Below are 14,989 nucleotides of genomic sequence, written 5' to 3'. Positions count from 1 at the left end.
CACTAACAGGTAGGGGGTTTTCCGCTTTCAGTGGAGCTGAGGGGGCACGTGTCGAACTATTGGTGGTTGGCCAGCACCTGGTGCTGGCCGGTCATTGGGTGGTTGCGGCGTGAGCAATCAGCCTAGAAGCCCCTGGTCAGGGCGCGACGCCAGCACCGCTCCCGCGCGCTCAACACTGGACGCCCACGCCTGCACATCCGTGTCGATCCACCCCAAGAGCTTGAGACAGTCCTCGACATCCCTCGCCAGATTGCGCCCATGAATGGGCTCATGGTGAGCAAGACGGTTGCGCAGGGCATGCATGGACGCGACCACACGATCAACCTTCTGGCGACTCTGCGGCTGCAGGTTGGGGAATCCGTGACGAAGAGCCGGCGTCCACAGCGTTGCTTCGTAGCGACTGGCCAGCAAGTAACGCCAGAACCCAAACGTCAACTCAGCCACGACTCTCCCCCGCGTCTCCGACCGGCCGCCTCGGGTAGCTCGTTGTCTCGCCGTGGCGATGTCGGCGTGGGCGCGGTGCTGAAGCAGATGGCCGGGGTCATCGAACCACTCCATGGACGAGTCCTGGTGCAGGACAGCGAGTTGGCTCTCCATCGTGTTGCGCAGCGCGATCTCACACATGCCGATCAACTCGTACATGGCCCCCGTCATCGCCAGGTTCCACTCATACAGGTGCAGGGCTGCCTCAGGATCGCCCTCGCACGCATCGAGGTAGGGCCGAAACCGCTCGGAGGACAGCACAGCTACCACCCGCTCCTGCGAGAACACCACCCAGCCCCCTGTGCTAAGATTGCTCTTGAAGACCCCGGAAGGCCTCTGCTTGCAAGTCTCCGGGGTTATCTCTTTGCCCAAGCCTAGACCGGCTCTTCCCGCTGATGACGCCTCCACTGGCGGCCTGAGGCGATCGTGCGGGGCTGTCACAGCTCGCGCCGAGGTGCCGAGCCGGTACCAGTAGTCGCCATGGTTGAATGAGCCATGCTCATTCAACCCCCAAGCCTTGCACCGGCGACCGTATCGCCGTGCTCTCCCCCCCCTCGTTCGCTGCCCCCCGGCATCGCCCCTGCGGTTCACGAGCAGGCTCTTGGACGGCTGGCCGAGGTCACGGGCTTGGTGCCCGTCACGGAGTCGTCGACTCGGCGGCCGGAGTGCGAAGCGCGAAGGACGGCGGCTCCACCGAGATGGTGACGGTGAGGCTCGCGTCGGCGCATGTGGCTGCCCTGGGGCGGGTGCGTGCGGCACTTGGGGGCAGCCGTTCGGACGCGATCCGTAGCGCCATCGAGGTGGTGGATGAGGCTCTCGCCTCGCCGTCGCTGGGGGCCGTCGAGCAACGTCTGTCGAAGGCTGTGGCCGCGCGTCGTCCGACGACGGTTTCTGTCGATGCGGACGTGCTGGGTGAGCTGGTCGATGCAGTCACCGAGTTGGCCGCGGCGTACCGGTCGCTGAGCTTTCAGAATCAGAAGATCGGCAACAACCACAACCAGATGGTGAAGCTCGGCAATACCGGTCGTGTCGTGGACTCCGACGCGGTTGCTGCGGTGGGCCGGAAGCTGGCTGGGCTGACCACGGCTGTGGAGTCTCAGGGGACGCTGGTCTCGCGGGTCGAGGAGGCGTTGGCGTGCCTACGATCAAGTCGCTGATCGTCACCGACGCCGCGAGCGCGTTGGCCTACACGACCACGGAGAAGACGAACCAGGTCGGCGAGCGCGTGTTGTACGCCGCGGGCCAGCATTGCCAACCGCGAACTGCGGCCCGTGAGTTCGAGGCCACGCGCAGGCGTCACGGCACGAACGGCCGGACGCGTACGGTGAAGGCGACGTACACGCTCCCCGAGCCGAGTGAGACCCCGTCGTACGTGCGTGACCGCTGGCCGAACGGTCGGCGTTATTGGCGCGTGCCGCGCGACGGTGAGGACGCCACCCACGTCCGGCGCGAGGGTGTGGCCTATGAGTACGCCGGCCGGGGTGCCGAGGGAGCCACCCACAAGCTGGTCCGGCGCCGCTATGTCGAGGCTGGTCCTGACGAGGCCACGCACATCGCCATCGAGGGCGGCCGGGTGCGCGAGGCGGAGGCCCGGCATGTGATCCTGTCGTTTGGTCTGCACGAGGTGAATCCGAACGATCCCGAGAAGTGCGCCGCGGCGTTCCGGTGCGTCGTCGATTTCTACGCCGAGCAGCGTCCCGGTCTGCAGGTGCAACTCATCGCCCAGGCCGATGGGACGGCGCCGCTCAAGGGCAGCAGGCCGGACCCCAAGTTCCACGTCCACGCTGTCGAGAACGCAACGCTGTTCGCCGACATGGGGCTGGGCGGCAGGACGTACCACGCCGGGCAGAAGCAGGCCGGCGGCTTGTCCGACGTGTTCGTGCTGCGGACGACGTTCGACGACTGGCTCGCCGAGCGGGGTCACGAGTACGGCCTGGGGCCGCAGATCCTGCCGCAGTCCGTGCGTGACCCGGCGGTCAACCGGACCGTCCAGGATCGTCGTGCCGAGGCCGCTGGCCAGCGCAGCGACGCCGACGTGATCCGTAACGCGATCGAGGTGGCGATGAACGACCCGCGTGCCGTCGACGTCGATGGCCTGCGCGCGGTGTTGGCCGAGCAGGGCATCGAGTCTCACTACCGCACCACGAAGACCGGTCGGAATGCCGGTCGGCAGAGCATCTCGTTCAAGCTGCCACACATGCCGCGTTTCACCGGGGCGAGGACCCTGGGCTCGCGGTATGGCTGGGACGATGTCGTCGTCGCCGAGACCGGCGAGGTGATCGAGGGCATCGGGTCGCAGTTGGAGTGCAACGCGGCTGGTCGTCCGCGGCAGTCACGACCGACACACGCGCAGACTCCCCCGTCGCGTGCTGCAAGCACGCCCACACAAGCTGAACTCGACGAGGCTCAGCGCGTCGTCGACGAGCTCGCCCGAAGCGAGCGGGAACTGGTCGCGCGGCTGGCCCGGGAGGCCCAGGAGCAGGCCGCCGCACAGGCGCAGTTGCGGGCCGAGCTGGCCGAGTTGGAGCCGTGGTTGGAGGACTGGGCACAGCGCGAGGGTGTGACGGTCGACGAGCTGCTCACTGAGCGTGGTCTGTGGCTCGACGATGCCGAGGATCGCCACATCGTGCTGGAGTGGAAGAAGCAGTCCGAGGAGCCCGCTCACGAAGACACTCCCACGCCGTCCTCCGCTCACGCTGCAGACGTCGATGCCCCGGTCTCCGCTCACGCTGCGACCGGGCAGTCCGAGGAGCCGGTCTTCGACGAGCAGGCGTGGTTGGAGAACCCCCGGAGAAGCCCGGGATGAGCTTCACCGAGGCGGCTCAGCGAGGCCTGTCCCTGGACGAGGTGATGGCCGTTGGTCGTGCCTGGGACGAGTGGGGGGCCTACGAGCAGTCGGAGGCTTTCGCCGAGCATCAGCGGGCTGCCCAGGAGGCTGCCGAGAGCGCAGCACGGGAGGCCGCCGAGAGCGCAGCACGGGAGGCCGCCGAAGGGGCAGTCCGCCAGACCACCGAACCGACGTCCTCCGCTCACGCTTCGACCGGGCAGCCCAAGGCGTTCGTCTCGGGATTTGCCGACGTGCACGACGAGAACCCGAAGCGCGAGGCCGTGCTGCGTGCCGTGGAGGCGTTCGAGAATCAGTTCCAGCCGACGATCGTGGCCAGTGGTCGTGTCGGCGAGGCTCGCTTCCCCCAGGGTCTGGGTCCGGCGTTCCTGAGGCGTCATGCGCAGGTGTTCCACCCGGCCGTGCTGACGTTGATGACCAAGCGCGAGGACCGCAAGCAGGAGAACAGCAAGTGGTTCGCCGAGGCCAAGGATGCCGCTGCCCAGATCGAGCAGTTGCGGGCCGAGCGCGAGGCCGATGACCCGACGGGCTGGTACATGGCCGACGACGTGATGCAGCTGAAGCACACGCGCCAATGGTTCGACCAACTGCGCGCCAAGCAGCTGGAGCGGATGGCTGAGGGCGACTTCGAGCCGAGGGTCTGGCGTCGGCCGGGAGAGGGCTCGGGCGAGGGGTCGAGTGATCTGCAGAGTGAGCAGGACAAGCGCCCCCCAGAGCCCCAAGGACTGAAAACTCAGACCCCCGCCGCCTCGTGGGCAGCGGGGGTCTGAGCGGTTCATGCCGAGAGCTCCAGCAGGGACGCAGCCTCGCGGATCGCCGGCCACTCCGACGGGGGCACCGCGTCCTGGTTGGCTCGACGCAGGAGGGCAACACCCCAGTGGCCCGGGCGCAGCCGCTCAGCGTGGTCGCCGGCCACGTTGACGGCCATGCCCTCCCCGGTGGCGATGGCCGAGCACCCAGCCGCCACCAACGGGCCATAGGCCAGCGCGCCAGGCGACAGCCGGGCCACCTGAGACCAGAAGGCGTGCCAGCGCTCGGCGGTGTCGGTGCTGATCCGCTGCATGGCCGCCCGCAGGCCGGCGTCCAGGCAGCTCAGTGCCGCGACGGCGCCGAGCACCTCATCGGGCAGGGCCTCGTCTCGGTCGATCTGGTCGAGGTAGCCGTCCAGCACCGAGCCGGCCTCGTTCAGACCGAGGTCCTGGACGCCGAGCAGCGCCGCCTCGGCGGCCACCTCGAACCCGGACGGGGCCGGCTGTGACCCAGGCTCCAGGAGTGCGGCTGCGGCCTCCCTGGAGGCCGCCGGGGCGCACCCTGCGTAGATGGCCGCGCAGCCTGCAGCGCTGGTGCGTGGGTCGTCGAGTGGCTCGCCTTCAGGGGCACCCCAGATCGAGCGCCACAGGCCCTGGCAGGTGCCCACCTGAATGGCGGTCAGCACGTCCAAGTCGATGCCGACCATGGCCGCGGTGGTCGGCAACTCGTCGACCCAGTGCTGCAGCAGGTCGGCGGTGCCAGTGCTCAGCTCGTCGTCGTAGGCGACCAGGATGGCTGAGTCGGCGTGCGTCCGGCGCAGCGTTGCCTCCAGAGCCCGCTGTGAGCCCGGCTCCCGGGCCTGGGCCAGGTCCAACCGGCCGGTCACTGCGACCCGGCCAGCGGCCAGCAGCACGACGACCAGGGATCGGGAAGGTTGGAAGCCCAACAGGGGCGGGATGACGGCCAGGACGTCCTGGTCGTCACTCACGCGGATGGTCTCGGTGGTCATGACTGGGCTCCTTCGAGGGTGGTGAGGACGTCGGTGGTGAAGGCGACGAGGGCGGCATGGCCCTCGCGGATGAGCTGGTGCGGCAGGTGGGAGGTGGCGGAGTGGATGGTCCCGGGGACGGCCATCAGGGGCCGCTGGAGGGCCGTGGTCCAGTCGGCGGTCCGCCGGGCACCCGCCCGGATGCCGGCCTCGACGACGACGGTGCCTGTCGACAGACCGGCCAGGATGCGGGCACGGTCGAGGAACCGGGCTCTGGTGGGAGAGACGCCCGGCGGTACCTCGGTGAGCAGGCAGCCGCCGGATGCCACCACCTGCTCGATCAGGTCGGCGTGGGCTCGGGGATAGGCGGTCTCCAGGCCGCTGGCGGCCACAAGGACGAGCTGGGCTCCCCGGTCGGCGGCCAGGACCCCGCGGGCAACGGCGGCGTCGATACCGTAACTGGGGGTGGTGACGATGGCCAGACCGGCCTCGGCCAGCCCTGTGGCCAGATCGGCCGCCACCCGGTCGCCGTAGGCGGTGGAGGCCCGAGAGCCCACCAGGCAGACAGCGGGACCGGTCGACACGGCGCCACCGCGGGCCCACAGGGCGATGGGCGCGCCGCCGACCTCGCCGATGTCCAGCAGGTGGAGGTCGTTGAGCTGTTCAGGCCACTCCTCGTGGTGGGGTGTGATGAAGCGAATGCCGTGCTCCTCGGCGAGCCAACGGGCATGGTTGTCGTCAGTTCCTGCGCGCTCGCAGGCGGTCTGGTGCAGCTTCTGGGCATAGGTGCGCATGGGTCCTCCTCGGTGTTGGGGAGGAGCCCCGGCGTCGTCGCTGCCGAGCTCAGGTGAATGTGGCGCTGGCCGGGGCTCCCGAGGGGGTTCCCGGCACCGCGACTGCGGTGCTTCACCACACTTGATCACACATGTGTTCGATACAATGGTGAGGTGTGGAAATCATCCACACCAGTTGCGCGAGAGGAGGTGAAATCAATGCCGAAGAACCCTGTTCACACCGTCCCGATGCCGGGCGGCGGTTGGGGCAACAAGTCTGAGGGTGCGTCGCGCGTCCCCAAGGTGTTCGACACCAAGGCCGAGGCCCAGGCGACCGGTCGTGAGACCGCGATGCGTCGGGGCACCGAGCACGTCATCCACAACAAGGACGGCCAGATCGGTGGCTCGAACTCCTACGGGAACGATCCGCACCCGCCCAAGGGATGAGAAAGCTCCTCGGTATCCCTAAGTACCGAGGAGCCACTCGCGGAGCGTTGGGGTCCTTCCCAATGGCCGTAGGTGACTCATCATAGGAAATAACCCCACGCCTGACAGGCGTGGGGTTGTTTTCGTTACAGAGGCCGATCCCGTGACAGCGAGTTCTAACCTTGATCTGCTTCCTCAGGCAACACCGTGAGCGTCAGTCCAAGGCAATCTACGACCTTGGCCAGGGTCGCGGTGGAGACGTCATCCCCGCGCTCGATCCGGGCGATCGTGGGGCGTGACAGGCCAGCACGGGTGGCCAGCTCTGCCTGGGTCCAACCCAGCGCTTCGCGGGCGGCCCGCACACGGCCAGCGATGCCTTGCATCGGGTCGAGTGGGTCGGTCATCACGCTCACTCCATCGGCTTGACGTTGTCCTCGATGAAGGCGATCTCTTCGGCGGCGAGGCCGTACTTGGCGTAGAGCTGTTGGTCGATCTCGGGGATCGGCTTGGTCCAGTCGATGTCGGAGTTGGCTGAGAAGTCCTGAGCCGGCACGTACTTCCACTTACCCTTGGGGTTGTCCTGGGTCGTCTTGAGCACGCTTAGAAGTGCCCGGGAGAACTTTGTCTTTAGGTAAGCGAGGGCCGCAGCGGCTTCGGCTTCACTGTCGAATGCACCAACGGACATAAACGAGTCGGTGTGCGCCAGGTTAGGCTCCCCCACGAACGGCCCAGAGAGCGTTTCGCCGAAGGCACCGCTGTTGTTCGCCTTGGCAATGATCACCTTCCACTTGCCCAGCGACGTCTGGGGCTCGAGGTAATAACGGCGTACCCACCGCCGGACCCGCTGACCGCGCGAGATCCCGATGATCTGAACATGGTCTTCGCTCTCCTCGGACACGTCGTCAAAGAACACATGGCCGACGAGCGCGGTCACGCTTGTGGACGTGATCTTTGTGCCGGTTCCCGCTCCCTGCACCTGAGCGATGAGTGGAACCGTATCCAGAGCCTTCTTCGAGAAGCGGTGGAGACCGGTGGGGCTCACGATAGGCATGAGGCTCGCTTCATGCCTGGTCTTCGCGAGCAGATTGTTGATCTCGTTATGGGGCGTAAATGTGCCGATAGGACCAAACTCGCGATCCGCGTCGCGATAGGTCACTGCGATACCACCCTTGATGTCCGTCCCGGGGAACAACAGCGAGGAGTCCTGCTGGAAGTGAGCCACCGTTAGGTGGCTGTCGGCGAGCATCTTCTCGTTCCACGCCTTAGGCGTCTGTCCGGCTCGAGTCAAGAATCGTGCAGGGGTGATGAGCACGATCTTCATCCCGACCTCGTACGCAGCGTCCATGAACTTGTTGTAGATCGGCTCGCTTCGGTTTGAATCCCCCTTGGCTTCTTCCTGGTAGGGCGGGTTGCCGATCACGACGTCGAACTTCTTGGGCATCTCAGTTCCTTCCGGCGAGCATGTCGTCGACCAGCGCCTGGCGCTCGTCGGGGGTCATCTTGGCGAGATTGCCGACACGGTAGTGGCCGGACTCCTCCATCCACCGCCTGCGTTCCTCCACGCCGCCGGAGACGGCCTCCAAGGTGATCTCGTGCAGGATCTCGTTGTGGCTCATCTCGAACAGCTGAGTCGTCAGGATGTGACGGAGCCGCTCGTGGGGGTCAGTGATCTGGTCGGCCAGGCCAACGTCCAAGCGCCGCACCAGCTCCATCAGGAACAGGCCTGCGGTGGAGAACAGGTCGGCGAACGTCTTGTCGGGGTCGCTGAAAATGCCCGGGTTCTGGGTGTCGAGCTCGTCGACCATGAGGGTCACCACGGCCTGTGGGGTGAACACCAACGACGTCTTCTGGCGGGGGATGTAGGCGAAGATGTTCTCGCTGAGCGCCGGGTTGAAGTAGTCGGCCAGCTCTTCCTTCTTGTCGAGGAACTCCTGGATCGACTGGTCGAAGACAGCCTCGTCGAACAGCCCGGGGATGTTCACCTGGGTGCCGTCGTCCTCGGTGATGGTCTGGCCGTCACGCAGGGTCCGGAACTCCTCCTCGGTGATCCCGGTGACCTCCTCGAAGACATCGTCGGGGGTGTACTCGTCGAAGTTGGACAGCTTGACCTCGCGCTGGCCGTAGGCCATGAGGAACATCGGGATGGTGCGGGCGAAGCCGCGAAGGTGGGAGCGGGCATCCTCCATGGCCGTGTTCGCGCGGGTCTGTTCCTTCTTGGTCTCCTCCCGGGTGACAACCTCGGCGGGGACTGTGCTGGTGAGTTCCTCTACGGCGGCGACCAGTTCGGCGCTGAACGCTTGCTGCTTCTTCTCGCGCTCTGCTTCGATGGCGTGTGCTTCTGCCTCGGTGGCGGCCTCGGCGAGACGGGCTGTGAGGTGCTTGTCGGCGATGGTCTGCTCGGTCATCTTGCGCTCGATGACGACGCGTGCACGCTCTGCGGTGGCCTTCTCGTCGCGTTCGACCTGCTTGGCCGTGAGCCCGTACATTTCCTTGAGCTCGTCGCGGGTGGGCTGGAGCTTCTGGTTGACCAGGTCGACGACGCGCTTGACGGCCTCGCCGCGCGGGGTGTCGGGGGTGATGGCAGCCAGCTCCTGGACATCCCAGACCAGCTTGCCGAGGTGCTCGACCTTGGGGTTGATGACGGTCTCGGCGTCGACCTGGACATTGCCCTCGCAGTCGACGGTGGGAACGGGTTCGGGCAGCTCGATCTCGCTGCCGGACTTGAGCTTGCCGGCCTTGGCCTCGGGGAGCTTCTTGAGGATGTCCATGACGTGTTCGGAGAAGCGGAAGATGCCTGCCACGTTGTCGAACAGCAGGTTGGACAGGAAGCCTCGGCGCACTACCTCGCGGGCCTTGAACACCTGCGGGAAGGTCAGTACCTGGGATGCGTCGAGCTCGACCATGCGCCCCTCAGAGTCTTCGCCGATCACCGGGAAGAAGTTGAGCAGGGTGCGGATGTTGTCCTGGCGCCTGGCGGTGGTGACCGAGGGGTGGGCGCTGAGGTTGTTGGCGAACTTGTCGTAGATGGTGAGGGTGCGCTCGGGGGCGAAGTCGAAGATGTAGGCGTTGTGCTTCTGCAGCAGCTGGCCGTTGCGCTCGAACGCGTGCGGGTTCTGGGCCCGGAAGGCCGCCTGCATGTAAAGAGCCGGCGAGGTGATGTTGGACAGCATGATGACGGCGGCCCACTCCGGCACGGTGACGCCGGTGGTGAGCTGGCCGACCGACAGCGTGATGGTCCTCCCGCCGGTCTTCTCGGCCTCGGCGATCGCCGACCGGACCCGGTCGAGCGACTTGCCGACGAGGGCGACATCAGCGTCGGCGCTGCGTCCGTCACCTGCGGCCAGTACGACCGTGTAGTCCTTGAAGGCTTCGTGCTTCTTGAGCAGCCGTTCGAGGGCCTTTGCGGAGGCCACGCGATCCAGCAGCCAGAAGGAGTGCCGGATCTCGTCGCGCAGTTCGGGGGTGGAGAACGGATACTTCTCGTTGGCGGTGAGGCAGTCGAGGAACTTGATGACTTCGGCCTCGTGCTCGAAGAAGCCGTTGTCCTTCGTGGCGAAGAACTCTCCCAGGTCGAAGGCGTAGTCGATGTTGGCCTCGTCCTCGGCCAGGGCCACGCCGACCTCCAACTGGTCGCTGATCATGCGTGACACCTGATAGGTGTACATGTTCAGCTTGGGCAGGGCCGCATAGGGGTTGTCCTCGGCCTCGTCGTCCCAGGCCTGCAAGGCCTCGCGCTCGTCGGCGTAGGTCCAGTTGTAGATCTCCTCGGGGGCGAACTTGCCCGAGGCCAGTGCACGGAAAGGCGTGCCCGACAGGTGCAGGGTGTGGGCACGGTGGATGTGGTCGAAGGCCACGTCGGTGCGGTCGGTGTCGATGCCCTCATGGGCCTCGTCGATGACGAGCAGGTCCCACTCCAGGTCGGCCACGTGGCGCAGCTTGTCGTACTCGCCGCCGAAGTACTGGGAGCCCTTGAGGTCCTGCAGGGAGAGGAACTCGATCATGGTGGCCTCGGGCTCCTGGGCCAGCAGCGAGCGGTACTGCGCCCGGGTCATCGGGCTGCGATTGGCCAGGGCCGGTGACTCCGAGACGAACTTGAAGGTGGTCTGGTGGCCGATGAAGCGAACGAAGTCGTCGTACCAGGAGTTGGCGATGGCGGGCCGGTTGGTGACGATGAGGGCCTTGGTGACACCCAGTCGGCGCATGAGGTCGTAGGTGGTGAGCGTCTTGCCGAACCGGGGCTTGGCGTTCCACAGCACGTCGGTGGCGCCGTTGCCGAAGGCCTCCATGGCCTGCTGCACGGCATCCTCCTGCTCGGGACGCAGCTGGTACAGGTCCTGGCTCTCGACCTGCAGGTCGGTGAAGTCCTGCCCGGCGAAGTCGTTGAAGTAGTCGATGGACCGGCGCGGCATGTCGGCGAACCGGTGCCACTCGCTGCGCTTGGGCTTCAGCTCGCGTTCCACCCCCTGTTGCTTGAGGTAGCGGTGGAACTCGTGATCGGTGAACGAGCCGTCGGCGCCCTCGCTGGTGAAGAACGCCTTCCGGGTCCAGTTGATGTCCTTGGTGACGTTCATCTGGGAGGCCTGCTGGGCGATCCGGTCGGCCGCGGTCTGCTGGTCGGTGTAGCCGATCTTCTCCCAGCCGTTGTACTTGGGGACGTCGGGGGTCGACCACGAGTAGATGACCGGCTTGATCTCGCGGTAGGTGCTGAGCTGGGGGGCGTTCATCGGGTCAGGCTCCCTTGTGGACGTGGTCGATGCGGCAGGGCGGGTAGGTGGGGAGCACGTCGAAGTCCAGGAGGGACTCGTCGGCGTAGCGCAGTGAGGAGAACTTGAAGGCCTCGCGTTGGACGGTGGGGGGCACATTGAGGATGCGGTGCCACCAGGAGAACACCAGGGGTTGCCCCGCAGCGTCGAGGCCGGTGAGGGTGTTGCCCTGTTGGATGTTGGCGGTGATGAGGTACTGGGCAGCCTTGAAGAGGTTCGTCCGGGGCGTGCACTTGGTGCGGTGCTTGACCTGGAAGTCGACGAACTCCCCGAGCATGTTGGCCTGGGCGTCGGCGTGGTTGTCGGGCAGGAGCTCGACGGCGTAGATCGACGCGAGGGCGAACAGCGACTCGGTCGGCCACATGGGCGGCGCGTAGCGCTTTTCGATGGCTGCCAGCTTGCGCCGGAAGATCGCGGTGAGGAAGTTGCCGTCACCAGCTGCCGGCTCGAAGAAGGTCTTGTCGACGAAGCCGGGACCGGTCTCGAGCTCAGGGCGCACGAGGTCGAGCATGCGGTTCACCATGCTTGCCGGGGTGAACACCTCACCGTAGGCCTTGACGCGCTCCCGCGACTTCACCAGCACCTCGACGCGGTCGCCGACGACGACGGCTTGGCGCTGCTGCTGGAGCACGGGGGCTGAGGCGGTGGTCATGGGCTCGCTTCGGTCGGGTGACGTTGTATCAGATAGTTTACCTGATCACCCGTTGGCGGGGTGGCGAACGCTCATGCGTGTCCATCAGGGTGTACTCGTCCGACGGGCGCGCCAGCGGGCTCCCAGCCCGTCCAACACAGTAGGATTCTCGCTAGTTGGACAGGTTCAGCGAAAGGTCTAGACATGACTGGACAGGTTGGTCAGGTGGTTGGCTACGTGCGCGTGAGCAGCCTCGACCAGAACGAGGCCCGGCAGGTGGAAGCCCTGGGCGAGGTCGACAGGCTGTTCGTCGACAGGGTCTCCGGCGCGACGCGAGACCGGCCCCAGCTCAACGAGCTGCTGACCTACGTGCGCACCGGCGACGTCGTGCTGGTGAAGTCGCCGGATCGGTTGGCACGCTCCACCACTGACCTGCTAGGCCTGCTCGAGGAGCTCAAGGCCAAGGGCGTGCAGGTGCGGTTCGTCGACACACCCCAGCTGAGCACCGACACCCCGCAGGGGAAGTTCATGCTCACGATCCTGGGCGCGGTCGCCGAGCTCGAACGCGCGACCATCCGGGAGCGGCAGGCCTAGGGCATCGCCTTGGCCAAGGCGAAAGGGGTCTACGACCGAGGACCCAAGCTCAGCACTGGGCAGATCCAGGCGGCCCGCCAGCGGGTCGCTGACGGGGTGCCGAAGGCCCGGGTGGCCCGCGAGCTGGGGGTGTCACGCCAGACGCTCTACGACGCCCTGGAGGGCCGTGGACGCTACGCCGAGGTGGCGTGATGGCGCGACGAAGTGCACCTGCCTACAACGACAACACCCTCGTGGTGGGCTACTACCGGTACTCGTCGGCCTCCCAGAACGAGGCGTCGATCGAGCAGCAGCGTGAGCTGGTCCACCGCTGGGCCAAGGCTCAGGGGCTCCAAGTGGTGCGGGAGTATGCCGACGCGGCCAAGACCGGCACCAACACTGAACGACCCGAGTTCCAGCTGATGCTGCGCGAGCTGCCGAGCATCCGTCCTTCCTACGTGGCGGTCTGGAAGAACGACCGCCTGGGCCGCGACCGGATGGACCTGCTGAAGGTCAAGAACGCGATCCGCATGGCCGGCGCCAAGCTGCACTACATCGAAGGCTTCTCCCCCACCGATGACCCCGACTCGGTCTTGGTCGAAGGGATCAGCGATGCCTTTGCCGAGTACTACTCCAGGCAGCTCTCGGCGAACATCCGCCGCGGGGTCCACTTCAACGCCGAGAAGGCCTTGGCCAACGGCAGGAAGATCTTCGGCTTCGCCATCGGCGCTGACAAGCGCTACGAGCTGGACCCGCAGAACGCCCCGGTGGTCGAGCAGATGTTCGCCGACTATGCCGCCGGCAAGTCGATGCAGCGCATCTGCGACGAGGTGAACGCTGCCGGCGTCCGCACGACCAACGGGTTCAAGTTCTCGCCCAAGCCCCTCAACAAGCTGCTGAAGTCGCGGGCCTACCTCGGGGAGTACTCCTACGCCGGCTTCGTGATCCCCGGCGGCATGCCGCGCATCGTCGACGATGAGACGTTCGAGCAGGTGCAGAAGAAGTTCGCGGTCAACAAGCGCCGCGGCGCCAAGACGAAGGCCGAGCTCGCGGCCATGGGTGACGAGGCCCCCGACTACTGGCTCACGGGCAAGCTGCTCTGCGAACTGTGCGGCGCGCCGATGGAGGGCGTGTCGGGCACGAGCAAGACCGGCCGGAAGTACCGCTACTACTATTGCCTGAACAAGCGGAAGAAGAAGTGCCCGGCCAAGAACGTGCGCAAGGACGCCATCGAGGCGCGGGTCGTCGAGCTGGTGGAGGGGTTCCTTGACGACTCCGAGATGCTGGCCTCCTTGGCCGTCGATCTGGCCGACCACTACCGGAAGACGCACGAGCGCGGCCGGGACGTCCTGGAGGCCCTGGAGGCCCGCAGGCGCGACGTTGAGGCCAAGCTGGGCAACTTCGTGAAGGCAATCGCGGCGGGGATCTTCAACGACACCACCGCCGAGGCCATGCGGGCCCTGGAGGAGCAGAAGAAGGACCTGGACGCGGCAATCCAGGCCGAGCACGTGAAGGTGGCGCTGTTCGAGGACGCGGCCTCAATCGGGGCGTTCTACCAGCGGTTCGCGCACGCCACGATGGACAACATCGAGACGCGAGACCTGCTGTTGGAGTACTTCGTCGACAAGATCTTCGTCGGGGCCTCAACGCTCACCATCGCGTCGTGGTTCTTCGACCATGGCGCAGAGTTCACGCTGGCCGACCTCGACGAGCTCAAACAGACGGGGGAAGTGTTGAACGTGGAGTTCGACACTTCCCCCTGGGGTGGAGCTGCCGGGAATTGAACCCGGGTCCATCGCCACCTCGCCAGGACTTCTCCGTGCGCAGTTCGCACGATCGTCTCTACTCGACCCTTCGGCTCAGGCAAACATGTCCGAATGACGGGCCCAGTCACAAGTAAGAAGATCCCTGCTGCACCTTGCGACCAACACAGCAGGCAAGCCCTTTTTAGTCGATGCCAGGGTCCGAACCAAAGGGCAAGCCCGGTCTGACAGACACGCTAATCGCTATTTAGGCAGCGAGTGCGTAGTCGCGCTGAGTATTCTCGGCGCTTATATAGTTGCTACGACGCTTACGGTGGTCTCTAGCCTGCACCGGCACGCTTCCCCTGGCTCGCTGTACGATGTCGAAACCAAAAATCAGCCCCTCAATCGCCCATCCCGGCGCGGGTGCGCGTACATCTGCGCTGGATGGATATATCAGGATAACGCTTTGCGACGACCGTCGTCAAGCAGCACCTATCCAGTGATGCCCTTGACTCGTCGTCCCAGCTCGCGCGTGATCTCGCGTTCCTCAGTGCGACGCTTAATGTCCTGGCGCTTGTCGTAGTCCTGCTTACCCGCGGCGAGGCCGAGTTCGACTTTGAGACGGCCATCCTTGAAGTAAAGCTTCATCGGCACGAGGGTTTTGTTGCCGTCGCGGACTTTGCCCCACAGCGAATCGATTTCGCCACGATGCAGCAGGAGCTTACGGTTACGACGAGGCGCGTGGTTCATCCACGAGCCATGAGAATACTCCGGAATGTGGAGACCACGCAGCCAGACTTCGCCGTCATCGATAGTGGCGAAGGCGTCGTTGAGGGAAACACGTCCCTCACGGATGGCTTTGACTTCGGTGCCGACGAGTACAACACCGCACTCGTACGTGTCCAGGATGTTGTAGTCATGCCGGGCACGCCGATTAGTGGCAACGACCGAATTGTTGGCCGATACCTTTTCTTTCTTCGACTTCTTTTTGCCCATAACCTGGACAATCCTA

Annotated in this window: 15 protein-coding genes and 1 other RNA gene; 7 read left to right on the top strand and 9 right to left on the bottom strand. The window is 65.7% G+C overall.

Annotation, left to right across the window (positions count from 1 at the left end; all coding sequences use genetic code 11):
* Nucleotides 1-117: 117 nt before the first annotated feature.
* On the bottom strand, nucleotides 118-654 hold the full coding sequence (locus WG934_RS07025; RefSeq protein WP_339989391.1) for a hypothetical protein: 537 nt from the start codon (nucleotides 652-654) through the stop codon (nucleotides 118-120).
* Between the two features lie 632 nt (nucleotides 655-1,286).
* Between WG934_RS07025 and WG934_RS07020 the strand changes: the two genes are divergently transcribed.
* The 3 genes from WG934_RS07020 to WG934_RS07010 are packed head-to-tail and all read left to right on the top strand — an operon-like array spanning nucleotide 1,287 to nucleotide 4,098.
* On the top strand, nucleotides 1,287-1,640 hold the full coding sequence (locus tag WG934_RS07020) for a hypothetical protein (RefSeq protein ID WP_339989388.1): 354 nt from the start codon (nucleotides 1,287-1,289) through the stop codon (nucleotides 1,638-1,640).
* Complete coding sequence (locus WG934_RS07015; RefSeq protein ID WP_339989386.1) at nucleotides 1,619-3,289, top strand: hypothetical protein; 1,671 nt, start codon at nucleotides 1,619-1,621, stop codon at nucleotides 3,287-3,289. Before WG934_RS07020 ends, WG934_RS07015 begins: the two co-directional genes overlap by 22 nt.
* Complete coding sequence (locus WG934_RS07010; protein ID WP_339989383.1) at nucleotides 3,286-4,098, top strand: hypothetical protein; 813 nt, start codon at nucleotides 3,286-3,288, stop codon at nucleotides 4,096-4,098. Before WG934_RS07015 ends, WG934_RS07010 begins: the two co-directional genes overlap by 4 nt.
* A 5-nt stretch (nucleotides 4,099-4,103) precedes the next feature.
* Here WG934_RS07010 and WG934_RS07005 read toward each other — a convergent pair whose 3' ends face one another.
* Both WG934_RS07005 and WG934_RS07000 read right to left on the bottom strand, forming a co-directional pair.
* Nucleotides 4,104-5,087 carry a DUF4192 domain-containing protein gene (locus WG934_RS07005; protein ID WP_339989379.1) on the bottom strand — a complete coding sequence of 328 codons (984 nt, stop codon included), beginning with the start codon at nucleotides 5,085-5,087 and terminating at the stop codon, nucleotides 4,104-4,106.
* Nucleotides 5,084-5,860 (bottom strand): DNA-processing protein DprA, encoded by a 777-nt coding sequence (locus WG934_RS07000; RefSeq protein WP_339989377.1) that lies wholly within the window; start codon nucleotides 5,858-5,860, stop codon nucleotides 5,084-5,086. The genes WG934_RS07005 and WG934_RS07000 overlap by 4 nt, the downstream gene beginning before the upstream one ends.
* A 153-nt stretch (nucleotides 5,861-6,013) precedes the next feature.
* Between WG934_RS07000 and WG934_RS06995 the strand changes: the two genes are divergently transcribed.
* Nucleotides 6,014-6,286: a DUF2188 domain-containing protein gene (locus WG934_RS06995; RefSeq protein ID WP_339989374.1), complete on the top strand. Its 273-nt coding sequence runs from the start codon at nucleotides 6,014-6,016 to the stop codon at nucleotides 6,284-6,286.
* 155 nt (nucleotides 6,287-6,441) lie between these two features.
* Here the strand turns inward: WG934_RS06995 and WG934_RS06990 are convergent, their stop codons facing one another.
* From WG934_RS06990 to WG934_RS06975, 4 genes are read right to left on the bottom strand one after another with little or no spacing between them, the layout of a single operon-like run.
* Complete coding sequence (locus WG934_RS06990) at nucleotides 6,442-6,669, bottom strand: helix-turn-helix domain-containing protein (protein ID WP_339989371.1); 228 nt, start codon at nucleotides 6,667-6,669, stop codon at nucleotides 6,442-6,444.
* Between the two features lie 5 nt (nucleotides 6,670-6,674).
* The gene (locus tag WG934_RS06985) at nucleotides 6,675-7,706 is read right to left on the bottom strand and encodes an Eco57I restriction-modification methylase domain-containing protein (protein ID WP_339989369.1); all 1,032 of its coding nucleotides are present in this window, start codon (nucleotides 7,704-7,706) and stop codon (nucleotides 6,675-6,677) included.
* 1 nt (nucleotide 7,707) lies between these two features.
* Nucleotides 7,708-10,989, bottom strand: coding sequence for a DEAD/DEAH box helicase (locus WG934_RS06980; RefSeq protein WP_339989366.1), 3,282 nt, complete (start codon nucleotides 10,987-10,989; stop codon nucleotides 7,708-7,710).
* Between the two features lie 4 nt (nucleotides 10,990-10,993).
* Nucleotides 10,994-11,680 carry a hypothetical protein gene (locus WG934_RS06975; protein WP_339989363.1) on the bottom strand — a complete coding sequence of 229 codons (687 nt, stop codon included), beginning with the start codon at nucleotides 11,678-11,680 and terminating at the stop codon, nucleotides 10,994-10,996.
* A gap of 183 nt (nucleotides 11,681-11,863) precedes the next feature.
* Between WG934_RS06975 and WG934_RS06970 the strand changes: the two genes are divergently transcribed.
* The 3 genes from WG934_RS06970 to WG934_RS06965 are packed head-to-tail and all read left to right on the top strand — an operon-like array spanning nucleotide 11,864 to nucleotide 14,016.
* A complete protein-coding gene (locus tag WG934_RS06970; protein ID WP_445228214.1) occupies nucleotides 11,864-12,253 on the top strand; it encodes a recombinase family protein in 390 nt (129 codons plus the stop codon).
* A 9-nt stretch (nucleotides 12,254-12,262) separates the two neighbouring features.
* Nucleotides 12,263-12,445, top strand: coding sequence for a helix-turn-helix domain-containing protein (locus WG934_RS10425; RefSeq protein ID WP_445228213.1), 183 nt, complete (start codon nucleotides 12,263-12,265; stop codon nucleotides 12,443-12,445).
* A complete protein-coding gene (locus tag WG934_RS06965) occupies nucleotides 12,445-14,016 on the top strand; it encodes a recombinase family protein (RefSeq protein ID WP_339989360.1) in 1,572 nt (523 codons plus the stop codon). Before WG934_RS10425 ends, WG934_RS06965 begins: the two co-directional genes overlap by 1 nt.
* On the opposite strand, the gene ssrA is transcribed toward WG934_RS06965, so the two are convergent.
* Nucleotides 13,995-14,378, bottom strand: a transfer-messenger RNA (tmRNA) gene (gene ssrA, locus WG934_RS06960). The two genes, WG934_RS06965 and ssrA, sit on opposite strands and share 22 nt — an antisense overlap.
* A gap of 91 nt (nucleotides 14,379-14,469) precedes the next feature.
* Entirely contained in the window at nucleotides 14,470-14,973 is a 504-nt protein-coding gene (smpB, locus tag WG934_RS06955; RefSeq protein ID WP_339979229.1) for an SsrA-binding protein SmpB, read from the bottom strand.
* Nucleotides 14,974-14,989: the final 16 nt, after the last annotated feature.

Origin of the sequence: Corynebacterium sp. H78, assembly GCF_037572275.1 — a bacterium.
Classification (GTDB): Bacteria; Actinomycetota; Actinomycetes; order Mycobacteriales; family Mycobacteriaceae; genus Corynebacterium.
Note: the sequence above shows the minus strand (reverse complement) of the source record. Positions and strands in the feature narration are given on the sequence as shown.